General features: G+C 40.1%; 21 protein-coding genes, 1 other RNA gene and 1 pseudogene. 22 read left to right on the top strand and 1 reads right to left on the bottom strand.

The window, feature by feature from the left end; all coding sequences use genetic code 11:
- Positions 1-84: 84 nt before the first annotated feature.
- Positions 85-432: a transfer-messenger RNA gene (gene ssrA / locus AAFQ93_RS03675) on the bottom strand.
- A gap of 208 nt (positions 433-640) precedes the next feature.
- Here ssrA and recJ point away from each other — a divergent pair.
- From recJ to dnaK, 22 genes and pseudogenes are all read left to right on the top strand, one after another.
- On the top strand, positions 641-2,866 hold the full coding sequence (recJ, locus tag AAFQ93_RS03680; protein ID WP_375555771.1) for a single-stranded-DNA-specific exonuclease RecJ: 2,226 nt from the start codon (positions 641-643) through the stop codon (positions 2,864-2,866).
- 271 nt (positions 2,867-3,137) lie between these two features.
- Positions 3,138-3,407: a DUF2695 domain-containing protein gene (locus tag AAFQ93_RS03685; protein ID WP_375555650.1), complete on the top strand. Its 270-nt coding sequence runs from the start codon at positions 3,138-3,140 to the stop codon at positions 3,405-3,407.
- 31 nt (positions 3,408-3,438) lie between these two features.
- Complete coding sequence (locus tag AAFQ93_RS03690; protein ID WP_083500971.1) at positions 3,439-3,528, top strand: DUF2695 domain-containing protein; 90 nt, start codon at positions 3,439-3,441, stop codon at positions 3,526-3,528.
- A 230-nt stretch (positions 3,529-3,758) separates the two neighbouring features.
- Entirely contained in the window at positions 3,759-5,420 is a 1,662-nt protein-coding gene (locus AAFQ93_RS03695; protein ID WP_375555652.1) for a ribonuclease J, read from the top strand.
- A 65-nt stretch (positions 5,421-5,485) separates the two neighbouring features.
- Positions 5,486-6,265: an alpha/beta hydrolase family protein gene (locus AAFQ93_RS03700; RefSeq protein WP_049494140.1), complete on the top strand. Its 780-nt coding sequence runs from the start codon at positions 5,486-5,488 to the stop codon at positions 6,263-6,265.
- Between the two features lie 130 nt (positions 6,266-6,395).
- Positions 6,396-7,616 carry an aminoacyltransferase gene (locus AAFQ93_RS03705; RefSeq protein WP_225750723.1) on the top strand — a complete coding sequence of 407 codons (1,221 nt, stop codon included), beginning with the start codon at positions 6,396-6,398 and terminating at the stop codon, positions 7,614-7,616.
- A gap of 4 nt (positions 7,617-7,620) precedes the next feature.
- Positions 7,621-8,787: pseudogene (locus AAFQ93_RS03710) on the top strand (peptidoglycan bridge formation glycyltransferase FemA/FemB family protein).
- Between the two features lie 119 nt (positions 8,788-8,906).
- Positions 8,907-9,608 carry a M57 family metalloprotease gene (locus AAFQ93_RS03715; RefSeq protein ID WP_375555653.1) on the top strand — a complete coding sequence of 234 codons (702 nt, stop codon included), beginning with the start codon at positions 8,907-8,909 and terminating at the stop codon, positions 9,606-9,608.
- Between the two features lie 68 nt (positions 9,609-9,676).
- Complete coding sequence (gene uvrC / locus AAFQ93_RS03720; protein WP_375555654.1) at positions 9,677-11,503, top strand: excinuclease ABC subunit UvrC; 1,827 nt, start codon at positions 9,677-9,679, stop codon at positions 11,501-11,503.
- Between the two features lie 68 nt (positions 11,504-11,571).
- On the top strand, positions 11,572-12,522 hold the full coding sequence (rsmH, locus tag AAFQ93_RS03725; RefSeq protein ID WP_375555655.1) for a 16S rRNA (cytosine(1402)-N(4))-methyltransferase RsmH: 951 nt from the start codon (positions 11,572-11,574) through the stop codon (positions 12,520-12,522).
- A 9-nt stretch (positions 12,523-12,531) separates the two neighbouring features.
- Positions 12,532-12,849, top strand: a complete 318-nt coding sequence (gene ftsL, locus AAFQ93_RS03730; RefSeq protein WP_375555656.1) for a cell division protein FtsL — start codon at positions 12,532-12,534, stop codon at positions 12,847-12,849.
- A 3-nt stretch (positions 12,850-12,852) separates the two neighbouring features.
- Positions 12,853-15,108 (top strand): penicillin-binding protein PBP2X, encoded by a 2,256-nt coding sequence (gene pbp2X / locus AAFQ93_RS03735; RefSeq protein ID WP_375555657.1) that lies wholly within the window; start codon positions 12,853-12,855, stop codon positions 15,106-15,108.
- 1 nt (position 15,109) lies between these two features.
- Complete coding sequence (mraY, locus tag AAFQ93_RS03740; RefSeq protein WP_375555658.1) at positions 15,110-16,090, top strand: phospho-N-acetylmuramoyl-pentapeptide-transferase; 981 nt, start codon at positions 15,110-15,112, stop codon at positions 16,088-16,090.
- A gap of 130 nt (positions 16,091-16,220) precedes the next feature.
- Positions 16,221-16,742: an aromatic acid exporter family protein gene (locus AAFQ93_RS03745; RefSeq protein WP_178895440.1), complete on the top strand. Its 522-nt coding sequence runs from the start codon at positions 16,221-16,223 to the stop codon at positions 16,740-16,742.
- Between the two features lie 77 nt (positions 16,743-16,819).
- Entirely contained in the window at positions 16,820-17,176 is a 357-nt protein-coding gene (gene glnR, locus AAFQ93_RS03750) for a transcriptional repressor GlnR (RefSeq protein WP_000659542.1), read from the top strand.
- A 35-nt stretch (positions 17,177-17,211) separates the two neighbouring features.
- Positions 17,212-18,558 (top strand): type I glutamate--ammonia ligase, encoded by a 1,347-nt coding sequence (gene glnA, locus AAFQ93_RS03755; RefSeq protein WP_075230045.1) that lies wholly within the window; start codon positions 17,212-17,214, stop codon positions 18,556-18,558.
- A gap of 120 nt (positions 18,559-18,678) precedes the next feature.
- Positions 18,679-18,999, top strand: a complete 321-nt coding sequence (locus AAFQ93_RS03760; RefSeq protein ID WP_070460245.1) for a PadR family transcriptional regulator — start codon at positions 18,679-18,681, stop codon at positions 18,997-18,999.
- Positions 18,999-19,574 carry a DUF2812 domain-containing protein gene (locus tag AAFQ93_RS03765; RefSeq protein ID WP_070460243.1) on the top strand — a complete coding sequence of 192 codons (576 nt, stop codon included), beginning with the start codon at positions 18,999-19,001 and terminating at the stop codon, positions 19,572-19,574. Before AAFQ93_RS03760 ends, AAFQ93_RS03765 begins: the two co-directional genes overlap by 1 nt.
- A 21-nt stretch (positions 19,575-19,595) precedes the next feature.
- Complete coding sequence (locus AAFQ93_RS03770) at positions 19,596-20,108, top strand: DUF2812 domain-containing protein (RefSeq protein ID WP_375555659.1); 513 nt, start codon at positions 19,596-19,598, stop codon at positions 20,106-20,108.
- Positions 20,109-20,269: 161 nt separating this feature from the next.
- On the top strand, positions 20,270-21,304 hold the full coding sequence (hrcA, locus tag AAFQ93_RS03775) for a heat-inducible transcriptional repressor HrcA (protein ID WP_375555660.1): 1,035 nt from the start codon (positions 20,270-20,272) through the stop codon (positions 21,302-21,304).
- 26 nt (positions 21,305-21,330) lie between these two features.
- Entirely contained in the window at positions 21,331-21,846 is a 516-nt protein-coding gene (grpE, locus tag AAFQ93_RS03780) for a nucleotide exchange factor GrpE (protein WP_375555661.1), read from the top strand.
- Between the two features lie 257 nt (positions 21,847-22,103).
- Entirely contained in the window at positions 22,104-23,927 is a 1,824-nt protein-coding gene (dnaK, locus tag AAFQ93_RS03785; RefSeq protein ID WP_075227631.1) for a molecular chaperone DnaK, read from the top strand.
- The last annotated feature ends 106 nt before the right edge of the window (positions 23,928-24,033 follow it).

The following is a 24,033-nucleotide window of genomic DNA, read 5'->3' on the forward strand; positions in this document are numbered from 1 at the left end:
AAGCTCCTAATCATCCTCGCGGGGTTGGGACTACGAAATCGAGACTTTGTCTATCGATTTCTGTCCCACCGCCTTTTTAAAATATAATGGAGCCGGTGGGAGTCGAACCCACGTCCAAACACCTGCTAACATATTTGTCTACAACCATAGGTTATGTATTGATTTAACAGCCTCTCGACACATAACTCAAGCCTAGAAACTGCGAGTCTATAAATCTCTTATCAAACTGCTAGACAAAGCTTGATCGTATCTCGCTAATAATAAGACCTGTCATTGAACACGAGCAATCCAAATCGGGTCACGCCTGCTGGTTTTTAGGCAGCTAGAGCGTAAGAAGTGTTATTTTTTGCAGTTATATTTAACTGAGCGTTTACGTCGCCACACGAGTCGCAAAATATGCCTCATAATGCCTGTCGAATCCGTAACGACCCCAAAAGACAATACAATTATTATACCTTATCTGAGGGAAAATTGCAAAAATCAAGTAAAAAAAAAGGAATGACACTTTGGCATGTATATGTTTTATAAGTGGCTGTTTAGAGCGATGAAGAATCATCAAATTAGTTAGAAAATCAAGAGAAAAACTGGAAATCATGTTATAATAAAAAGATAGAATCGTAAGAAAGAGTGGATGATTTTTTTGATAATTCCTACTTATAATTGGCAATTCGCTCCGCAAGTTGAGGATGCGGATTTTACAAAGATAGCTAAGAAAGCTGGTTTGGGACCTGAAGTAGCTCGTTTGTTATTTGAACGAGGCATCAAGGATGAAACTAGTCTAAAAAAATTTTTAGAACCTTCTTTGGAGGAATTACATGATCCCTACCTTTTAAATGATATGGAAAAGGCAGTGGAGCGGATTCGCCATGCTATTGAGCAAGGGGAACTGATTCTGATTTACGGGGACTACGATGCGGATGGGATGACTTCGGCTTCCATTGTTAAGGAAAGTTTAGAGCAGATAGGTGCTGAGTGCCTGGTCTATCTTCCCAATCGCTTTACAGATGGTTATGGTCCAAATGCCAGTGTCTACAAATATTTTATCGAACAGCAGGGTGTGTCTTTGATTGTGACGGTGGACAATGGTGTGGCGGGGCATGAAGCCATTGATTTGGCTCAGTCTATGGGAGTGGACGTTATTGTGACCGACCACCATTCTATGCCTGAAGTTTTACCAGATGCCTATGCTATTATTCATCCTGAACATCCAGGGGCGGACTATCCTTTCAAGCATCTAGCGGGTTGTGGAGTTGCTTTTAAGCTAGCTTGTGCCCTTTTGGAAGAAGTGCAGGTTGAGTTGTTAGACTTGGTTGCTATCGGTACAATTGCCGATATGGTCAGCTTGACTGACGAAAATCGCATCATGGTCCAATATGGTCTTGAAATCTTGCGCAATACTCAACGAATGGGCCTGCAAGAAATGATTGAAATCGCTGGGATTTCGAGTAGTGATGTGACAGAAGAGACGGTTGGTTTTCAGTTAGCACCTCGTTTAAATGCTCTAGGACGTTTGGATGATCCCAATCCAGCTATTGATTTGTTGACTGGATTTGACGATGAGGAAGTGCATGAAATCGCCCTTTTGATTCATCAAAAGAATGAAGAACGTAAGGAAGTTGTTCAGTCGATTTACGATGAAGCCAAGGGCATGGTGGATCCTGATAAAAGTGTTCAAGTTTTGGCTAAAGAAGGCTGGAATCCGGGAGTTCTTGGAATTGTAGCTGGACGCTTGTTGGAAGAACTAGGTCAGACAGTTATTGTGCTAAATATCGAAGATGGACGCGCCAAGGGAAGTGCTCGAAGCATAGAAGCAGTCGATATCTTTGAAGCCTTGGACCCACATCGAGAACTTTTTATCGCCTTTGGTGGTCACGCAGGTGCTGCAGGGATGACCCTTGAAGTGGATAAGCTGGAAGTCTTGTCTGATGTTTTGGAAACCTATATCCGAGAAAAAGGCGCAGATGCCCAAGGTAAAAACAATCTATTTTTAGATGAAGAACTGGATTTAGAGGCCTTGAGTTTGGAGACGGTGAAAAGTTTTGAACGTCTCGCTCCTTTTGGGATGGATAACCAAAAACCTGTCTTCTACATTCGAGATTTTCAAGTTGAAAATGCTCGCGTTATGGGGGCTGGTAATGCTCATCTCAAGCTGAAAATTTCAAAAGGTGAGGCCAGTTTTGAGGTAGTCGCTTTTGGTCAAGGGAAATGGGCGACTGAATTCTCACAGACCAAGCAACTGGAACTAGCAGTGACTCTCTCTGTCAACCAATGGAATGGACAAACAACCTTGCAGTTGATGATGGTTGATGCCCGTGTAGAAGGTGTCCAGCTCTTTAACATCCGTGGTAAGAATGCCCTGTTGCCAGAAGGGGTAGCCGTTTTGGACTTTACGCAAGAGTTACCTGATGTGACCTCTTGTTCAGCTATTGTCGTAAAAAATATCCCTGAGGATATATCCCTCCTTAAGAAAATCTGTCAGGAGCAGGAATTTTCAGCTCTTTACTTTAAAAATGATATAGCCAAGGCTTACTATTTGACGGGATATGGAACGAGAGAGCAGTTTGCAAAATTGTATAAAACCATCTATCAGTTTCCAGAGTTTGACATTCGCTATAAACTCAAGGATTTGGCGGCCTATCTCAAGATTGAGCAAATCTTGTTAGTCAAAATGATTCAGATATTTGAAGAGCTTGGCTTTGTGACCATTGAAAATGGTGTCATGAGGGTGAATAAAGAGGCTGAAAAGCGTGATATAGCTGAGAGTCAGATTTATCAAAAGCTGAAACAAACTGTTAAAGATCAAGAGATTATGGCTCTTGGAACAGTTCAGGAAATCTATGATTTCTTAATGGAAAAAAATGAATAGAGATAGAAAGAGTTGGCTTGCTGACTCTTTTTGTTTGGTATCAAAAACTACATCAATGAAAGGGATTTAGTGCTATAATGAGAGGAGTGAAGGACTGTTGAACCTTGTTGAAGAAAGTTATACTCTTCGAAAATCTCTTCAAACCACGTCAGCTTTATCTGCAACCTCAAAGCGGTGCTTTGAGCAACCTGCGGCTAGCTTCCTAGTTTGCTCTTTGATTTTCATTGAGTATTAGTATCAAAAGTACCAGAGAAGTTAGTCGGAGTAGAAAATGGAAAAAGAGAAGAAAAAGAAATTACTGGCAGAGTATAAGCAGCAACAGAAGAAAGATTTTGAAGCAAGTTTACCGATACCAAGGGAGACCTTTTTAGATTTGTTTGATTTTTTGAATCAGGAGTTAGAGTCGCTGACTTGTCCTGCTGATTTTACCTTGACTATATCCTTTCTAAAAGGGCGTGATTTATACTCTTCGAAAATCAAATTCAAACCGCGTCAACGTCGCCTTGCCGTACTTAAGTACAGCCTGCGGCTAGTTTCCTAGTTTGCTCTTTGATTTTCATTGAGTATTAGAAGTGGAAGTGATTTTGGGATTTTTAGAAGCAAATGGAGCCTACTGTGACTGCGAAGTGCTTTATAATGTTGCTGACTTATTTGAAGATTAGACAGGATGGGAGCACCAATTGTCTCATTTGATCCTCATATTAGTGCTGCTTTGTCCGTTATTGAACGGAAAGAGGTAGTTGAAGTGCGATTATCTGTAAGATTCATTTTGAAAATTAGTAAAAAAATGGTATAATGAATGGAAAAGATTCGGCTGAAAGTGAATTGGACTTTCAGAAAAAGAGAGCATTTAAAGCTCTACAAACAGTTGAAGTGACTATTCGGAGGAAAAATGAATACTATTAAATTAACAACACTTGGAGGTGTACGTGAAAATGGTAAGAACATGTACATCGCAGAAATTAACGACTCGATTTTTGTATTAGATGCAGGTTTGAAATACCCTGAAAATGAACAGTTGGGTGTCGATGTCGTTATTCCCAACATGGACTATCTGTTTGAAAATAGTGACCGTATTGCTGGGGTTTTCTTGACACACGGGCATGCGGATGCGATTGGAGCCCTTCCATATCTCTTGGCAGAAGCTAAGGTTCCTGTATTTGGCTCAGAGTTGACCATCGAACTGGCTAAACTCTTTGTTAAGGGAAATGACAGTGTCAAGAAATTTGATGATTTCCATGTTATTGACGAAAATACAGAGATTGATTTTGGCGGAACGGTAGTATCCTTCTTCCGTACAACTCACTCTATCCCAGAAAGTTTGGGTGTGGTCTTAAAAACGTCTGAAGGAAATGTTGTTTACACAGGAGATTTCAAGTTTGACCAAACGGCTAGTGAATCTTACGCCACTGACTTTGGGCGTTTAGCAGAGATTGGTCGCGAAGGTGTCTTGGCTTTGCTTAGTGACTCAGCAAATGCAGATAGCAATATCCAAGTAGCTAGTGAAAATGAAGTTGGTGTAGAAATCACGCAAACTATCTCTGATTGGGATGGACGTATCATCGTTGCTGCAGTTGCAAGTAATCTTTCTCGTATTCAGCAGGTATTTGATGCAGCTGCGGAGACAGGGCGTCGTGTTGTCTTGACAGGATTTGACATTGAAAATATCGTCCGTACAGCGATTCGCTTGAAAAAATTGTCTCTAGCAAGTGAAAATCTTTTGATTAAGTCAAAAGATATGTCGCGTTTTGAAGATCATGAATTAATTATCCTTGAAACTGGACGTATGGGTGAACCTATTAACGGATTACGCAAGATGTCTATCGGTCGTCACCGTTATGTTGAAATCAAAGAAGGTGACCTAGTTTATATCGTTACAACACCATCAATCGCCAAGGAAGCAGTGATGGCACGCGTGGAAAATATGGTCTACCAAGCAGGTGGAATTGTCAAGCCAATTACTCATAGCTTGCGTGTGTCAGGACATGGGAATGCGCGTGATTTGCAATTGATGATCAATCTCTTGCAACCTAAATATCTCTTCCCAATCCAAGGAGAATACCGTGAGTTGGATGCCCATGCCAAGGCTGCTATGGCAGTTGGTATGTTGCCAGAACGTATTTTTATCCCTAAAAAGGGAACAACCATGTCTTATGAGCATGGAGATTTTGTCCCATCTGGTGCAGTTACAGCAGGCGATGTCTTGATTGATGGGAATGCCATCGGAGATGTTGGTAATGTCGTCCTTCGTGACCGTAAGGTCTTGTCAGAAGATGGGATTTTCATCGTGGCTATCACTGTTAACCGTCGTGAGAAAAAAATCATTGCTAAAGCTCGAGTGCACACGCGTGGATTTGTCTATCTCAAGAAGAGCCGTGATATCTTGCGCGAAAGTACAGAGTTAGTCAATCAAACAGTAGAAGACTATCTAAAAGGTGAAGAGTTTGATTGGGCAGAACTCAAAGGTAAGGTACGTGATCATTTGGCCAAGTTCCTCTTTGACCAAACCAAGCGTCGCCCAGCTATCTTACCAGTAGTCATGGAAGCAAAATAGGATCAAATAGCAAGAGAAAGTCGAGTTTCGGCTTTTTCTTATCTCAAACGAATAAGGAGCAAGTTATGGCAGTAATGAAGATTGAGTATTACTCAGAAGTTTTAGATATGGAGTGGGGAGTGAATGTTCTCTACCCTGATGCGTCTCGGGTTGAGGAGCCAGATTCTACGGATATTCCTGTTCTTTATCTCCTTCATGGGATGTCAGGAAATCACAACAGTTGGCTCAAACGGACCAATGTAGAGCGCTTGGTGCGAGGGACCAATCTGATTGTTGTCATGCCTAATACAAGTAACGGTTGGTATACAGATACTCAGTATGGCTATAACTACTATACAGCTCTAGCAGAAGAACTGCCTAAAGTGCTCAAACGTTTCTTCCCTAATATGTCTAGCAAGCGTGAAAAAACTTTCATCGCTGGCCTTTCAATGGGAGGCTACGGTTCCTTCAAGTTGGCTTTGTCAACCAATCGTTTCTCACACGCAGCTAGTTTTTCTGGTGCTCTTAGTTTCGAAGAGTTTTCTCCAGAGAGTCAAAATCTTGGAACGCTTGCTTACTGGCGAGGAGTTTTTGGCAAGCTTGATAACTGGGAAACTAGTCCTTATTCACTTGAAACCCTTGCTAAAAAGTCAGACAAGAAGACCAAGCTCTGGGTTTGGTGTGGCGAGCAAGATTTCTTGTATGCTGCCAATAACCTAGCGGTGAAGAACCTCAAAAGGCTTGGTTTTGATGTGACCTATAGCCATAGTGCAGGAACTCATGAATGGTATTATTGGGAAAAACAATTGGAACGGTTTTTGGCTACACTGCCGATTGATTTTGTTTTGGAAGAGAGATTGAGCTAGTTTTTTATCGATAAAATAATATAGACTATTTCTCTAAGGTTAAAAATGAAAATGAGAGTTTATTTTCACTAGACTTTTTAATTGAAAGTAGTAAAATAGTAATGAGATACTAGGTGAAAGAGAGTGAGATATGTATCGTTATCAAATTGGTATTTCTTCGTTAGAGCATGATCGATTTATCGAACAACATGAGTTGGTCAATATATTACAAAGTAGTGCTTGGGAAAAAGTGAAATCTGATTGGAATCATGAGAGACTTGGTGTTTATGAAGGGAAAACATTACTGGCTGTGGCTAGTATTCTCATTAAGTCTCTGCCTTTGGGGTATAAAATGTTTTATATTCCAAGAGGTCCCATATTGGATTATAGGGATACAGAACTTTTAAAGTTTGTCCTGCAGTCTATTAAGTCTTATGCTCGCAGTAAGAGAGCGGTTTTTGTGACTTTTGACCCAAGTATTTGCCTATCTCAAAGTTTAATCAATCAGGAAAAGACAGAATATCCTGAAAATTTGGCTATTATTGATAGTTTGCAACAAATGGGAGTAAGGTGGTCAGGAAAAACGGAGGAAATGGGAGACACTATTCAACCTCGTATTCAGGCGAAAATATACAAGGAAAATTTTGAAGAAGATAAACTTTCTAAGTCAACAAAACAGGCTATTCGAACAGCGCAAAATAAGGGAGTAGAGATCCAATTTGGTGGAACTGAATTATTAGCGCCTTTTTCCTTTTTGATGAAAAAAACCGAGAAGCGAAAAGAGATTCATTTGAGGAATGAAGCCTATTATAAAAAGTTGTTAGATAATTTTAAGGACAAGGCCTACATCACCTTGGCAACCTTGGATGTCTCTAAACGTTCGCAAGAATTAGAAGAACAGTTGGCGAAAAACAGAACCTTGGAAGAGACCTTTACTGAGTCAACTCGCACTTCAAAAGTAGAAGCGCAGAAGAAGGAAAAAGAACGTTTGTTAGAGGAATTGACTTTCTTGCAGGAATATATGGATGCAGGTCAATCAAGAGTTCCCTTGGCGGCTACCTTGACTTTAGAATTCGGACAAACTTCTGTCAATCTATACGCAGGAATGAATGAAGATTTTAGACGTTATAAAGCTCCTATTTTGACTTGGTATGAGACAGCTCGATATTCCTTTGAACGTGGCATTTTATGGCAAAATTTAGGAGGCGTCGAGAATGCTTTAGATGGTGGACTTTATCATTTTAAGGAGAAATTTAATCCAACGATTGAAGAATACTTGGGTGAATTTACAATGCCCACTCATCCTCTCTATCCTCTGTTAAGACTTGTTCTTGATTTCCGTAAAACATTAAGAAAAAAACATAGAAAGTAAGTATATGGCACTAATTACACTCACGAAAGAAGAGTTTCGTACTTACTTCTAATCAGGTTTTTTCTCGTTCCTTTATGCAATCTGTCCAGATGGGTGATTTGATAGAAAAAAGAGGAGCTCAAATTGTTTATCTTGCTTTAAAACAAGAAGGAGAAATTCAAGTTGCAGCTCTGGTTTATAGCTTGCCTATGCTAGGTGGTCTGCATATGGAGCTCAATTCGGGGCCGTTTATATCCAACAAGATGCCCTTCCAGTTTTTTATGCGGAGTTAAAAGAATATGCCAAGCAAAATGGTGTATTAGAGTTGCTTGTAAAACCCTATGAGACCTGTTAAGCTTTTGACAGTGATGGGAAGCCAATAGATGAAGAAGAAAAAAGTATTATCCAAGATTTGTGTAATTTAGGCTACCAATTTGATGGTTTGCCAACCGGTTATCCTAATGGCGAAATTTTTTGGCATTTTATCAAAGATTTGGAGGGTTACGATGAGAAATCTTTGCTGAAATCCTTTAATAAAAACAGTATTCGAAATATTCAATCAGCATATGATTTTAATCTGATTGTAAGAAATATAGAACGAAATGAAATTTCGAAATTCAAACAAATTATTGAAGAAACAGGAAAAATACAAGGGTTTAAGGATAAGAATTTAGATTATTACTGTAAATTGTATGATGCTTTTGAGGACAAGGCGGCTTTTCTAATTGCTGAAGTGAATCCTAAAAAATCAATCGAAGCTCTCGATGTGAAGCAGGCTGGTCTTGATGAAAGATCAAAGCAATTTAAACAGCAATATCAAGCTTTACAAAAGAAAAAAGATCTTTTGTGGAACTTGGATAGTGAATCTGACAACATTGCTTTAGCTTGTGCTTTAATCATTTACACAAATACGGAAGTAGCATATTTGTTTGGAGGCTCATTTACAGAGTATCAGAAGTTTTCTGCTCCGTTTTTGCTTCAATATCATGCAATGAAGCAGGCTCTGGAAAGAAGAATTGGCAAATATAACTTTCTGGGTATTCAAGGGATTTTTGATGGAAGTGATGGCGTATTACGATTTAAGCAGAACTTTAATGGTTATATTGTGAGAAAGGCAGGAACTTTCCGATATTATCCAAATCCAATCAAGTTTAAGTGTTTACAATTTTTGAAAAAAATAATCGGAAGATAAGTGAACAAAGTGGTTTTAGTTTTCTTTCAGCTTACTCGAGTAAAATAAGAAATCTATCTTTAGAATGGGAATCCATGGCTTAAAGATGGGTTCTTATTTTTTTAGAAAGGTGGGCAATTATGAGCTGGATTATTCGTGTGTTATGTCGGTTTTTGCTAGGGATTTTGCGTATGTTTTGGCGCCTTGTATGGACGCTTATCTTCTTCATTCTCATCACTTTTGGGATTCTCTGGTATGTGACAGGGGATTTATCTGCTACTTTAAATCAAGTTAGCAAAGTGGTCCAAGTCAGCCAAGCAGGTTGGCAACAATGGCAAGAAACTGGTAAATTACAAGGTCTGTCTCAGACAGATCATCATCAAGATTCAGGAGCAAAATGGTCAAAGGCGCAAGCAACTATCTATATTGATCCTCAAATGGATGCCACTTTCCAAAAGGCCTACCTTGAAGCTATTGCTAACTGGAACCAGACAGGGGCTTTTGACTTTGAGCTTGTAACAGAAGCGGATAAGGCCAATATTTTCGCTACCGAAATGAATGATGGTTCGACAGCCGTTGCTGGTGAGGCGGAGAGTCAGACAAATCTCCTAACCAAACAATTCACTTCAGTGACCGTTCGCCTGAATCATTATTATTTATCTAATCAAAACTATGGCTATACCTACGACCGCATCTTGCATACAGCAGAGCATGAGCTAGGGCATGCCATTGGTTTGGAACATACCAATGAAGTTTCGGTCATGCAGCCAGCGGGGTCATACTATGGTATTCAGGCTCAAGATGTTCAAGCAGTTCAGAAACTTTACGGCTCTGGAGAATAAGTGTTTTTAAGCTTAAATAGGACTTCTTGATGTCAGCAATGGTAAGGAGTTTTTGCTATAATGGAACTATGAATAACTTGATCAAATCAAAACTGGAGCTCTTGCCAACTAGTCCAGGTTGTTACATTCACAAAGATAAAAACGGCACTATCATTTATGTAGGAAAGGCTAAAAATCTGCGCAATCGCGTGCGCTCCTACTTCCGTGGGAGCCATGATACCAAGACAGAAGCCTTGGTGTCTGAAATTGTGGATTTTGAGTTTATTGTCACGGAGTCTAATATTGAGGCCCTTCTTTTAGAGATTAACCTCATCAAGGAAAACAAGCCTAAGTACAATATTATGCTCAAGGATGACAAGTCTTATCCTTTTATCAAAATCACCAATGAGCGCTATCCTCGCTTGATTATCACCCGTCAGGTCAAGAAGGATGGGGGATTATACTTTGGTCCTTATCCAGACGTTGGTGCGGCCAATGAAATTAAACGGCTATTGGATCGGATTTTCCCTTTTCGCAAGTGTACCAATCCTCCTTCCAAGGTTTGTTTTTATTATCATATTGGCCAGTGTATGGCTCATACGGTTTGTCGAAAGGATGAAGCCTATTTTAAAGCAATGTCCCAAGAAGTCTCTGATTTTCTCAAAGGACAAGACGATAAAATTATTGATGAACTTAAGAGTAAGATGGCTTTGGCAGCCCAAAGTATGGAGTTTGAACGTGCCGCGGAATACCGTGATTTGATTCAGGCTATTGGCACCCTTCGGACTAAGCAACGTGTTATGGCCAAGGATCTCCAAAATCGTGATGTCTTCGGTTACTATGTGGATAAGGGTTGGATGTGCGTTCAGGTTTTCTTTGTTCGCCAAGGTAAGCTCATTGAGCGTGATGTCAACCTTTTTCCATACTACAACGATCCAGACGAGGATTTCTTGACCTATGTGGGGCAGTTTTATCAAGAAAAATCTCACTTGATTCCCAATGAAATCCTGATTCCTCAAGATATTGACGAAGAAGCTATCAAGGCTTTGGTGGATACAAAGGTTCTCAAGCCCCAGCGAGGGGAGAAAAAGCAGCTTGTTAATCTAGCCATTAAAAACGCTCGTGTTAGTTTAGAGCAGAAGTTTAATCTATTAGAGAAATCAGTTGAAAAAACTCAAGGAGCTATTGAAAATCTTGGGCGACTTCTACAAATTCCGACCCCAGTCCGCATTGAGTCTTTTGATAACTCTAATATCATGGGGACTAGTCCAGTCTCTGCTATGGTTGTTTTTGTTAACGGGAAACCAAGCAAAAAAGATTACCGTAAGTATAAAATCAAAACTGTGGTCGGACCAGATGACTATGCAAGTATGCGAGAGGTTATTCGTAGACGTTATGGACGGGTCCAGCGTGACGGTTTGACACCGCCAGATCTAATCGTCATCGATGGTGGTCAGGGACAGGTTAACATTGCTAAGCAGGTTATTCAAGAAGAGTTGGGGTTGGATATTCCGATCGCAGGACTTCAAAAGAATGACAAGCACCAAACCCATGAATTGCTCTTTGGAGATCCGCTTGAGGTGGTAGAGTTGTCTCGCAATTCTCAGGAATTTTTCCTCTTGCAACGCATTCAGGATGAGGTACACCGATTTGCCATTACATTCCACCGTCAACTCCGTTCTAAAAATTCCTTCTCCTCTCGATTGGATGGAATTGAAGGCTTAGGCCCCAAACGCAAGCAGAATTTGATGAAATATTTCAAATCTCTGACAAAAATCAAGGAAGCTAGCGTGGACGAAATTGTTGCAGTTGGTATACCAAGAGCAGTGGCAGAGGCAGTTCATCAACACTTAAATCTAGAAGTAGACTCAGTGCTAGCTCAATTAGCTGAGAAACCTCTTGAATACAAGGAATAAAGTAGCAATGGAATGTTTTAGCTTTAGTGAGTGCAAGCTAGTCGGATTTGTGGTAAAATAGATAAGATATGACAAAAGAATTTCATCATGTAACGGTCATGCTCCATGAGACCATTGATATGCTAGATGTAAAACCTGATGGTATTTACGTTGATGCGACCTTGGGAGGAGCAGGACACAGCGAGTATTTATTAAGTAAGTTAAGTGAGAAGGGGCATTTATATGCCTTTGACCAGGACCAAAACGCTATTGATAATGCACAAAAACGTTTGGCGCCTTACATTGAAAAGGGCATGGTCACCTTCATCAAGGATAATTTCCGTCATTTGAAGGACCGCTTACATGACTTAGGTGTGACTGAAATTGATGGAATTTGTTATGATTTAGGTGTGTCAAGCCCGCAGTTAGATCAGCGTGAACGTGGTTTTTCCTATAAGAAGGATGCACCACTGGATATGCGCATGAATCAGGAAGCTAGTTTGACCGCTTATGAAGTCGTTAATCACTACGACTACCATGATTTGGTAAGAATCTTTTTCAAATATGGAGAAGACAAGTTTTCCAAACAGATTGCTCGAAAGATTGAACAGGCGCGTGAGTTGAAACCTATTGAGACAACGACAGAATTGGCCGAGATTATCAAGTCCGCCAAGCCTGCCAAGGAACTCAAGAAAAAAGGTCATCCAGCCAAGCAGATTTTCCAAGCTATCCGTATTGAGGTCAATGATGAACTGGGTGCTGCAGATGAGTCCATCCAACAAGCTATGGAATTACTAGCAGTGGACGGAAGAATCTCAGTCATTACCTTTCATTCGCTGGAAGACCGTTTGACCAAGCAATTGTTCAAAGAGGCTTCAACAGTTGAGATACCAAAAGGCTTGCCTTTCATTCCAGATGAGCTCAAGCCCAAGATGGAATTAGTCTCTCGTAAACCAATTCTACCAAGCAAGGAGGAGTTGGAGGCAAATAATCGTTCCCACTCAGCCAAGCTACGAGTAGCTAGAAAAATTCACAAGTAAGGGGATAAAATGGTAGACAAAAGAGAAACGACGAGCCAATTGCTACAAGCTCGTATAAAAAAATTTTCACGTGTTGAAAAGGCCTTTTACCTTTCAATTGCCATCACAGCCCTTGTCTTAGCAATTAGTGTAGTCTATATGCAGACAAAACTTTTTCAGGTTCAGAGTGATTTGACAACAGTCAATTCACAAATTGAGGAAAAAAAGACAGAGTTGGATGATGCTAAACAAGAAGTTAATGAATTGATCCGATCAGAACGTTTGACCGGAATTGCAGACTCACAAGACTTACAATTAAATAATGAAAATATCCGATCGGCGGAGTAGTAAATGAAAAACTGGAAAGAAAAAATAATACACTTTGCCATTAAGAATCGCAAATCTCCCCTTGAAAACCGCAGACGAGTTGGAAAGAGCCTCAGTCTCATAGCCGTCTTTCTCTTTGCTGTTTTTTTGGTTAACTTTGCGGTAATTATTGGTACAGGCTCAAAATTTGGTGTTGACCTAGTTAAGGAAGCAAGCAGGGTACACCAAACAACTCGGACAGTTCCTGCAAAACGAGGAACTATCTATGACCGTAATGGTACACCAATCGCTGAGGATGCAACATCCTACAACGTTTATGCGATTATCGATAAGGAATATAAATCTGCAAATGGGAAAATTCTCTATGTAGAGGAGTCTCAGTATAGCAAGGTTGCAGAAGTCTTCCATAAATATCTTGATATGGATGAGCCCTACGTCAAGGATCAACTCTCACAACCAAATCTCAAGCAGGTTTCCTTTGGTGCTAAAGGAAATGGGATTACCTACGCTAATATGATGTCCATTAAACAAGACTTAGAAGCTGCCAAGGTCGAGGGTGTCAATTTTACCACTAGTCCCAATCGAAGTTATCCAAATGGGAAATTTGCTTCATCCTTCATTGGTCTAGCTCAGCTCCATGAAAATGAAGATGGTTCAAAGAGCCTTATTGGAACATCTGGTATTGAAAGTTCCTTGAATAGCTTGTTAGCAGGGACAGACGGTATTATTACCTATGAAAAAGACCGTGTAGGAAATATCGTACCAGGTACAGAACTGGTATCGCAACAAACTGTGGATGGCAAGGATGTTTATACAACATTGTCTAGTCCGCTACAATCTTTCATGGAAACTCAGATGGATGCCTTTCTAGAAAAAGTAAAAGGTAAGTATATGACCGCGACCTTGGTCAGTGCAAAGACCGGTGAAATTCTCGCTACCACCCAACGACCTACCTTTAATGCAGATACTAAAGAAGGAATCACTGAGGACTTTGTTTGGCGTGACATTCTTTATCAAAGTAACTATGAACCAGGATCAGGCATGAAGGTTATGACGTTAGCTTCTTCTATTGATAATAATACCTTCCCAAGTGGAGAATACTTCAATAGCAGTGAATTTAAAATGGCGGATGCGACGACTCGAGATTGGGATGTTAATGAAGGTTTGACTACTGGTAGTATGATGACTTTCTTACAAGGTTTCGCTCACTCCAGTAATGTTGGAATGAGTCTACTTGAACAAAAAATGGGAGATGCTACTTGGTTGGATTATCTAAAACGCTTTAAATTTGGGGTTCCAACTCGCTTTGGCTTGACAGATGAATACGCTGGTCAACTTCCAGCTGATAATATTGTTAGTATTGCTCAAAGCTCATTTGGGCAAGGAATTTCAGTGACACAAACACAAATGCTTCGTGCCTTTACAGCTATTGCTAATGATGGAGTTATGCTGGAGCCAAAATTTATAAGTGCTATTTATGATACTAACAATCAGTCTGTACGTAAGTCACAAAAAGAAATAGTAGGAAATCCTGTTTCCAAAGAGGCAGCAAGCACAACTCGAAATCACATGATCTTAGTTGGGACGGACCCTCTATATGGAACTATGTATAATCACTACACAGGAAAGCCAATTATAACAGTTCCTGGACAAAATGTAGCAGTTAAATCCGGTACGGCTCAAATCGCTGATGAGAAAAATGGAGGATACTTGGTTGGTTCTACCAATTATATTTTCTCAGTTGTGACTATGAATCCTGCTGAAAATCCTGATTTTATCTTGTATGTAACGGTTCAACAGCCTGAGCATTATTCAGGTATCCAGTTGGGAGAATTTGCCACCCCTATCTTGGAGAGAGCTTCTGCGATGAAAGAATCGCTCAATCTTCAATCTACGGCTAAGAATTTGGACCAAGTGACATCTACAACTAGTTATGCCATGCCTACCATTAAGGACTCTAGCCCTGGAGATCTAGCTGAAGAACTCCGTCGTAACCTTGTACAACCAATTGTTATCGGTTCAGGAACAAAAATCAAAGAAAGCTCTGTAGCAGAAGGGACAAATCTGGATGCTAACGAGCAAATCTTGCTTCTGTCTGATAAGGTAGAGGAGATGCCTGACTTATACGGTTGGACTAAGAAAAATATCGAAACCCTTGCCAAGTGGTTGAATATCGAAGTTGAATTTGAGGGGACAGGTCAGACTGTCAAACAACAAAGCGTTCGTGCCCATACAGCTTTAAAAGATATCGAGAAAATAAAAATAACATTAGGAGATTAGAATGCTTATTTCTATCCTTGCTGGAATATCTGCCTTTATTCTTACAGTTATCGGGATTCCAGCTTTTATCCGTTTTTACCGTAAAGCACAGATTACTGGTCAACAGATGCATGAGGATGTTAAACAGCACCAAGCAAAAGCTGGGACGCCGACAATGGGAGGAATTGTCTTCCTCGTAACAAGCGTTTTAGTTAGTTTAGTTCTTGCACTTTTTACTAATCAACTAACCAACAATGTTGGAATGATCCTCTTTATTCTCGTTTTGTATGGTTTGGTTGGCTTCTTAGATGATTTCCTCAAGGTTTTTCGTAAAATCAATGAAGGGCTCAATCCTAAACAAAAGCTCTTGCTTCAATTAGTAGGAGGAGTTATCTTCTATCTCTTTTATGAAAGAGGAGGGGATGTCTTAAATGTATTTGGTTATCCATTGCACTTAGGCGTTCTTTACATTTTCTTTGCTCTCTTCTGGTTGGTTGGTTTTTCAAATGCTGTTAACTTGACTGACGGAATTGATGGCTTGGCAAGTATCTCAGTAGTGATTAGTCTGTCTGCCTATGGAGTCATTGCTTATGTACAAAACCAATTGGATATTCTCCTAGTGATTCTTGCCATGATTGGTGGTCTTCTTGGTTTCTTTGTCTTTAACCATAAGCCTGCTAAAGTTTTTATGGGAGATGTCGGAAGTCTTGCTCTTGGAGGAATGTTGGCCGCTATTTCTATGGCGCTGCACCAAGAATGGACGCTACTCCTGATTGGTATAGTGTATGTTTTTGAAACAACATCTGTCATGATGCAAGTTACCTACTTTAAGTTGACTGGAGGAAAACGTATCTTCCGGATGACACCAGTTCATCACCATTTTGAGTTGGGTGGATTTTCAGGTAAAGGTCAAGCCTGGAGTGAGTGGAAGGTCGATTTCTTCTTCTGGGGAGTGGGCTTGCTTGCTAGTCTCGTGACCTTGGCTTTCATGTATTTATTCTAAAATAGAATATTGGAATATAAAAGAGAAGGATTTATACCCTTCTCTTTTTAGTTCCTATTTTCTTCAATTGAGGAATCCTTTTCTCAAAAAAGTAAAATTATGATAAAATGGAAAAAAGAAAGATGAGCCTATGAGTTATTTTAAAAAGTATACATTTGATAAATCTAAGTTTAAGTTAGGGATGCGAACGTTTAAAACAGGAATCGCTGTTTTTTTGGTCCTCATGATTTTTGGTTTTTTTGGATGGAAGGGACTTCAGATTGGGGCTCTTACAGCCGTTTTTAGCTTGAGAGAAGACTTTGATAAAAGTGTCCACTTTGGGACATCACGTATTTTAGGGAATAGTATCGGTGGTTTTTATGCGCTGATGTTCTTCCTCCTAAATAACTTTTTTCATGGAGCCTTTTGGGTAACTCTTCTTGTAGTTCCAATTTGTACCATGTTAACCATTATGACAAATGTTGCCATGAACAATAAGTCAGGAGTTATTGGGGGAGTTGCAGCTATGCTGATTATTACCCTATCAATTCCAAACGGAGAAACTGTTTTGTACGTGTTTGCTCGAGTTTTTGAAACATTTATGGGTGTTTTTGTAGCAATTCTTGTAAATTACGATATTGATCGCTTACGAAGCATCATACAGAAAAAATAATGTCACAAGATATAACATTAACAATTGACGATTGAATTTTTTTAGACTATAATAGACAGAAAGAAGAGGAAGTGCACATGAAGGAAAAAGAATTTCGTCGCAATATGGCAGTTTTCCCCATTGGTAGTGTTATGAAGCTGACCGATCTTTCGGCGCGTCAAATTCGTTATTATGAAGATCAGGAGTTGATAAAACCTGATCGCAACGAAGGTAACCGCCGTATGTATTCTTTAAATGATATGGATCGGTTGCTTGAGATTAAGGACTATATCTCTGAAGGCCTCAACATTGCTGCTATCAAGAAAAAATATGCCGAACGTGAGGCGAAAGCTAAAAAACCTGTCAGTCAAACGGAGGTGCGCCGAGCACTTCGGAATGAAGTTCTTCAACAAAGTCGCTTTGCTTCTCAACAATCGCCTTTTGGTCGCGGTTAGGCAACCGCTAGTCGTCATATATAAGGAGAAAAACCATGCCAATCACAGCTGCAGATATTCGTCGTGAAGTTAAGGAAAAAAATGTAACCTTTATCCGTCTCATGTTTTCAGATATTTTGGGAACAATGAAAAACGTCGAAATTCCTGCTACAGATGAACAACTAGACAAGGTCTTGTCAAACAAGGCTATGTTTGATGGATCTTCTATTGAAGGGTTTGTTCGTATCAATGAATCAGATATGTACTTGTACCCTGACCTGGACACATGGACTGTCTTCCCTTGGGGAGATGAGAACGGTAGTGTCGCAGGATTGATCTGTGATGTCTATACAACAGAAGGAGAGCCATTTGCTGGAGATCCTCGAAGCAACCTTAAACGAGCTCTTCATCATATGGAGAAAGTTGGATTCAAATCTTTCAACCTTGGACCAGAGCCAGAATTCTTCCTATTTAAGCTTGATGAAAATGGAGACCCAACTCTTGAAGTGAATGACAAGGGTGGTTACTTTGATTTGGCGCCTACAGACCTTGCTGATAATACTCGTCGTGAGATTGTAAATGTCTTGACTAAAATGGGATTTGAAGTAGAAGCCAGTCACCACGAAGTTGCCGTAGGTCAACATGAGATTGACTTTAAGTATGATGAAGTTCTTCGTGCTTGTGATAAGATTCAAATCTTTAAACTTGTTGTAAAAACCATTGCTCGTAAACATGGTTTGTATGCAACCTTTATGGCTAAACCTAAATTTGGTATCGCTGGTTCAGGAATGCACTGCAATATGTCCTTGTTTGACGCGGAAGGAAACAACGCCTTCTTTGATCCAAATGATCCAAAAGGAATGCAATTGTCAGAAACAGCCTATCATTTCCTTGGTGGTTTGATCAAGCACGCTTACAATTACACAGCTATCATGAACCCGACAGTTAACTCATACAAACGTTTGGTTCCAGGCTATGAAGCACCTGTTTACATCGCTTGGGCTGGTCGTAACCGTTCACCACTTGTCCGCGTTCCAGCTACACGTGGTATGGGAACACGTTTGGAATTGCGCTCAGTAGACCCAATGGCAAATCCATATATCGCAATGGCTGTTCTTTTGGAAGTTGGTTTGCACGGTATTGAAAACAAAATCGAAGCACCAGCGCCAATCGAAGAAAACATCTATATCATGACTGCAGAAGAGCGTAAAGAGGCTGGCATCACAGACCTTCCATCAACTCTTCACAACGCTTTGAAGGCCATGACAGAAGACGAAGTGGTTAAAGCAGCTCTAGGTGAACACATCTACACTAGCTTCCTTGAAGCCAAACGAATTGAATGGGCAAGCTATGCAACCTTCGTTTCACAATGGGAAATTGACAATTACCTAGATCTTTACTAATGATAAATCAGAAAGATTGTCCGTGAGGACGATCTTTTTTTTCTTGCATTTTATATCGAGGTGTGATATATTTTATATAACGAGGTGCGATATATCGAACTAAATAGGAGGTCTGATGAAATGGAATTAACAGATAAGATTAGGCGGGTTTATCTTCCCATGACTGAAACGGGTTTTTATATTTTGTTCTGTCTGCAAAAGGAGAATCATGGCTATGGTATTACTCAAAAGGTTAAAGAGATGACAGATTCACAGGTTTCCATTAGCCCTGGGACCATGTATGGAACCCTGTCAAAGATGGAAAAAGATGGTTTGATTTCCTTTGTTCGAGAAGAGGAAAAACGAAAGATTTATCAGATAACTGACTTGGGTCAGAAAGTTTTAGAAATTGAAGTCAAACGTATTGAACGGCTCTACAGAAATAGTCGGGAGGAGCTTTGATGGAAAAGAAAGTTGTTTATAGAATTGCTACCATTGCGGATTATGATAGAGAGGCTCTCTATCTCAGAGAAATGCATGCTCAAGGCTGGAAACTTAAGGAAGTAAGTTACTCTAACTTAGTAGTTGCGGTTAAGTATACTTTTGAAAAGTGCCAACCGGAGCAGGTGGTTTATCAGTTGGACTTTTATCCTATGAAGAAGTCAGAGAGAGCTTCCTATTTACAACTGTTTAAAGATTTTGGCTGGGAGCATATTACAAACTTTAATGGGTTTTCCTATTTTAGAAAGCTTTATTCTGGAGTTGAGTCGGATGCCGAGTTTGAAATTTATAATGACGCGGCCGGGAAGTTAGCCATGGTCAAGCGCATTTTAATAATGCGGATGATCCCTATTTTTCTTCTCTTTTCAGCTCTACTACCGGTTTTCTCAAAGTTACTCAGTGGAAGAAGTTATTTCAGTTGGGGAATGTTTTTGATTGTTATCATAGACTGTACTTTATTGATAGTTTTCACGATTCAGATTTCTTATATTTTTTGGAGATTGTTTCAAAAGTGGAGAGAATTATCTGATAAATAAAACCATTTTGGAGGTTAGACAATGAATAGCAAAGTACAATTTCAAATGTTTACCATTTTTGATTTGGATAAGGTAGAAGATTATTTGCATGAGATGCATTTGAAAGGTTGGAAATTTAAATCGAATCGTTTTGGTTTTTTCTATTTTGAACAATGCCGACCAGATGATGTGATGTACCGTGTGTGGAATACTAGCTACCTTAGAAAGAATGAGATGGTGTTACAAGGTATTAAGGATAGAGGATGGGAATTTGTAGAAAATTGTTCTTATTCTGTGTTTCGAAAAGCAACTTGTGATGTAGATTCAAATGATCAATCTTTCATGGACAATCGTCTTCGATGGGCTGATGTGAAATCTAGACTTCGTACATCTACAGTTTCTATCTCTGGCGGTCTAGTTATTTGTATGAGCTTGTTTCGCGAAAGTCTCTCTCAGTCGTTCTTCCTTATTTTTGCCCTTTATGCCCTCATGATTTCTTATCTCATCTATAGTTTTTGCAGACTTAAAAAGAAATATCTTGTGAATATAAGATGATTTTCTAGGTCCTCAGACCGATTTTTAGCACTCTTGGTAAAAGAGTGCTAATTTTTTGAGTTTTTGTCTTGACATTCTTTTCTAAGGGTGTATAATAGAATCATAACTTAGCACTTGGGGGTTACGAGTGCTAAAAAGATCTATCAGAGAGGAGTAGCGAGATGGTTACAGAACGTCAGCAGAATATTTTAAATCTGATTATTGACATCTTTACCAAAACGCACGAACCTGTTGGATCTAAGGCCTTGCAAGAGTCTATCAACTCTAGTAGTGCTACCATTCGAAATGATATGGCAGCTCTAGAAAAGCAAGGTTTGCTTGAAAAGGCTCATACTTCCAGTGGTCGTATGCCGAGTGTGGCTGGTTTTCAATATTATGTCAAACACTCCTTATCCTTCGATCGTTTAGCTGAGAATCAAGTTTATGAGATTGTAAAAGCCTTTGATCAGGAATTCTTCAAACTTGAGGATATTCTTCAAGAGGCAACGAAAATCTTAACAGACTTGAGTGGTTGTACGGTTGTAGCGCTGGATGTAGAACCAAGTAGGCAGAAGCTAACAGCTTTTGATATTGTTGTTCTCGGGCAACATACAGCTCTTGCTGTTTTTACGCTTGATGAGTCTAGAACAGTTACCAGTCAGTTTTTGATTCCGAGAAATTTCTTGCAGGAGGATTTAAACCGCCTTAAGACCATGATTCAAGAACGTTTCCTGGAACAAACTGTTTTGGATATTCACTATAAGATTCGGACAGAGATTCCACAGATTATCCAACGTTACTTCACAACAACGGATAATGTTATGGATCTCGTCGAACATATCTTTAAAGAAATGTTCAATGAAAATATCGTGGTTTCTGGGAAAGTCAATCTCTTGAATTTTGCTAATCTAGCAGCTTATCAGTTTTTTGATCAGCCACAAAAGGTTGCTTTGGAAATTCGAGAAAATCTGATTGGCGACCAGATGCAAAGTGTCCGAGTTGCGGATAGCCAAGAATCTTGTCTTGCTGACTTAGCAGTGATTAGCAGTAAGTTCCTGATTCCCTATCGTGGGTTTGGAATTCTTGCGATTATAGGTCCCGTTAATCTGGATTATCAACAATTGGTTAATCAACTTAATGTTGTCAATCGAGTTTTAACTATGAAGTTGACGGATTTTTACCGCTATCTTAGCAGCAATCACTATGAAGTGAATTAAGATTGAAATCATTAAAGGAGGCGAAAATGGCCCAAGATATAAAAAATGAAGAAGTAAAAGAAGAGGAAGTTGTGGAAACAGCTGAAGGAACAAGACCTGAAAAGTCTGAATTGGACTTAGCCAATGAACGTGCCGAGGAATTTGAAAACAAATACCTTCGTGCCCATGCAGAAATGCAAAACATTCAGCGCCGTGCCAACGAAGAGCGCCAACTCTTGCAACGCTATCGCAGCCAAGATTTGGCAAAAGCAATCTTACCATCACTTGATAACCTTGAACGCGCTCTTGCCGTCGAAGGGTTGACAGATGATGTGAAGAAGGGCTTGGAAATGGTCCAAGAAAGTTTGGTACATGCTCTGGAAGAAGAAGGGATCGAAGAAATCCCAGCAGATGGAGAATTTGACCATAACTACCACATGGCTATTCAAACAGTTCCAGCAGATGACGAACATCCAGCAGACACCATCGCACAAGTCTTCCAAAAAGGCTACAAACTCCATGACCGCATCCTAAGACCGGCTATGGTAGTTGTATATAACTAGGCTAGAGAACTTAAAAATCTTGTCCGAAACGACACTAAACTATGAAAGAAAGATAAGAAGCAAGCCGGAGGCTTGCAAGGAAGATATTTCCCGCCGTGGTGAAAGTTTCAGTAGCTTGTACTACTGAAACAGGGGATTTTTGAGACAGTAGGCTCAAAAATAAGTGATGAAATCCCGAAGGGAGTTGCTCACGTCCCCACCACTTAAGGGGAAATATCAAAAAGAAAAAAAGAAGATAAATTTAAGGAGAAAAACACATGTCTAAAATTATCGGTATTGACTTAGGTACAACAAACTCAGCAGTTGCAGTTCTTGAAGGAACAGAAAGCAAAATCATCGCAAACCCAGAAGGAAACCGCACAACTCCATCTGTTGTGTCATTCAAAAACGGTGAAATCATCGTTGGTGACGCTGCAAAACGTCAAGCAGTCACAAACCCAGATACAGTCATCTCTATCAAATCTAAGATGGGTACTTCTGCAAAAGTTTCTGCTAACGGCAAAGAATACACACCACAAGAAATCTCAGCTATGATCCTTCAATACTTGAAAGGTTACGCTGAAGAATACCTTGGTGAAAAAGTAACCAAGGCTGTTATCACAGTTCCAGCTTACTTTAACGATGCTCAACGTCAAGCAACTAAAGACGCTGGTAAAATCGCTGGCCTTGAAGTAGAACGTATCGTCAACGAACCAACTGCAGCAGCTCTTGCTTACGGTTTGGACAAGACAGATAAAGAAGAAAAAATCTTGGTATTCGACCTTGGTGGTGGTACATTCGACGTATCTATTCTTGAATTGGGTGATGGTGTCTTTGACGTATTGGCAACTGCAGGGGATAACAAACTCGGTGGTGACGACTTTGACCAAAAAATCATCGACCACTTGGTAGCAGAATTCAAGAAAGAAAACGGCATCGACTTGTCAGCTGACAAGATGGCTCTTCAACGTTTGAAAGACGCAGCTGAAAAAGCTAAGAAAGACCTTTCTGGAGTGACTTCAACTCAAATCAGCTTGCCATTTATCACTGCTGGTGAAGCTGGACCTCTTCACTTAGAAATGACCTTGACTCGTGCTAAATTTGACGATTTGACTCGTGACCTTGTAGAACGTACAAAAGTTCCAGTTCGCCAAGCCCTTTCAGATGCAGGTTTGAGCTTGTCAGAAATCGACGAAGTGATCCTTGTCGGTGGTTCAACTCGTATCCCTGCCGTTGTTGAAGCTGTTAAAGCTGAAACTGGTAAAGAACCAAACAAATCAGTTAACCCTGATGAAGTAGTTGCTATGGGAGCTGCAATCCAAGGTGGTGTCATCACTGGTGATGTGAAAGACGTTGTCCTTCTTGACGTAACACCATTGTCACTTGGTATCGAAACAATGGGTGGAGTCTTCACAAAACTCATCGACCGCAACACTACAATTCCAACATCTAAATCACAAGTCTTCTCAACTGCAGCAGACAACCAACCAGCCGTTGATATCCACGTTCTTCAAGGTGAACGCCCAATGGCAGCAGATAACAAGACTCTTGGGCGCTTCCAATTGACTGATATCCCAGCTGCACCTCGTGGAATCCCACAAATCGAAGTAACATTTGATATTGACAAGAACGGTATCGTATCTGTTAAGGCTAAAGACCTTGGAACTCAAAAAGAACAAACAATTGTGATCCAATCTAACTCAGGTTTAACAGATGAAGAAATCGACCGTATGATGAAAGATGCAGAAGCAAATGCTGAAGCAGATAAGAAACGTAAAGAAGAAGTAGACCTTCGTAACGAAGTAGACCAAGCTATCTTTGCGACTGAAAAGACAATCAAAGAAACTGAAGGCAAAGGCTTCGATGCAGAACGTGATGCTGCACAAGCTGCCCTTGATGATCTTAAGAAAGCTCAAGAAGACAACAACTTGGACGACATGAAAGCAAAACTTGAAGCCTTGAACGAAAAAGCTCAAGGACTTGCGGTTAAACTCTACGAACAAGCCGCAGCAGCGCAACAAGCTCAAGCAGGAGCAGAAGGCGCACAAGCAACAGGAAACGCAGGCGATGACGTCGTAGACGGAGAGTTTACTGAAAAGTAAAACAATCCAGTGGATTGTTTTAGCAGAACCTCCTGAAATAAAGAAAGGTTCCGAGATTTTAGGATTCCTTTAATCCGAAACTCAATTAAGCCTAACTCGTTAAGAA

It is taken from the genome of Streptococcus nidrosiense, from assembly GCF_042140045.1.
GTDB classification, from domain to species: domain Bacteria; phylum Bacillota; class Bacilli; order Lactobacillales; family Streptococcaceae; genus Streptococcus; species Streptococcus nidrosiense.

Excerpts from the sequence above, each read along its gene's own strand:
- dnaK (WP_075227631.1), top strand. The coding sequence starts at position 22,104 with ATGTCTAAAATTATCGGTATTGACTTAGGTACAACAAACTCAGCAGTT.
- rsmH (WP_375555655.1), top strand. The coding sequence starts at position 11,572 with ATGACAAAAGAATTTCATCATGTAACGGTCATGCTCCATGAGACCATT.
- AAFQ93_RS03770 (WP_375555659.1), top strand. The coding sequence starts at position 19,596 with ATGAATAGCAAAGTACAATTTCAAATGTTTACCATTTTTGATTTGGAT.
- AAFQ93_RS03700 (WP_049494140.1), top strand. The coding sequence starts at position 5,486 with ATGGCAGTAATGAAGATTGAGTATTACTCAGAAGTTTTAGATATGGAG.
- AAFQ93_RS03715 (WP_375555653.1), top strand. The coding sequence starts at position 8,907 with ATGAGCTGGATTATTCGTGTGTTATGTCGGTTTTTGCTAGGGATTTTG.
- AAFQ93_RS03705 (WP_225750723.1), top strand. The coding sequence starts at position 6,396 with ATGTATCGTTATCAAATTGGTATTTCTTCGTTAGAGCATGATCGATTT.
- ftsL (WP_375555656.1), top strand. The coding sequence starts at position 12,532 with ATGGTAGACAAAAGAGAAACGACGAGCCAATTGCTACAAGCTCGTATA.
- mraY (WP_375555658.1), top strand. The coding sequence starts at position 15,110 with ATGCTTATTTCTATCCTTGCTGGAATATCTGCCTTTATTCTTACAGTT.
- glnR (WP_000659542.1), top strand. The coding sequence starts at position 16,820 with ATGAAGGAAAAAGAATTTCGTCGCAATATGGCAGTTTTCCCCATTGGT.
- hrcA (WP_375555660.1), top strand. The coding sequence starts at position 20,270 with ATGGTTACAGAACGTCAGCAGAATATTTTAAATCTGATTATTGACATC.
- uvrC (WP_375555654.1), top strand. The coding sequence starts at position 9,677 with ATGAATAACTTGATCAAATCAAAACTGGAGCTCTTGCCAACTAGTCCA.
- AAFQ93_RS03685 (WP_375555650.1), top strand. The coding sequence starts at position 3,138 with ATGGAAAAAGAGAAGAAAAAGAAATTACTGGCAGAGTATAAGCAGCAA.
- AAFQ93_RS03745 (WP_178895440.1), top strand. The coding sequence starts at position 16,221 with ATGAGTTATTTTAAAAAGTATACATTTGATAAATCTAAGTTTAAGTTA.
- pbp2X (WP_375555657.1), top strand. The coding sequence starts at position 12,853 with ATGAAAAACTGGAAAGAAAAAATAATACACTTTGCCATTAAGAATCGC.
- glnA (WP_075230045.1), top strand. The coding sequence starts at position 17,212 with ATGCCAATCACAGCTGCAGATATTCGTCGTGAAGTTAAGGAAAAAAAT.
- AAFQ93_RS03760 (WP_070460245.1), top strand. The coding sequence starts at position 18,679 with ATGGAATTAACAGATAAGATTAGGCGGGTTTATCTTCCCATGACTGAA.
- AAFQ93_RS03695 (WP_375555652.1), top strand. The coding sequence starts at position 3,759 with ATGAATACTATTAAATTAACAACACTTGGAGGTGTACGTGAAAATGGT.
- AAFQ93_RS03765 (WP_070460243.1), top strand. The coding sequence starts at position 18,999 with ATGGAAAAGAAAGTTGTTTATAGAATTGCTACCATTGCGGATTATGAT.
- grpE (WP_375555661.1), top strand. The coding sequence starts at position 21,331 with ATGGCCCAAGATATAAAAAATGAAGAAGTAAAAGAAGAGGAAGTTGTG.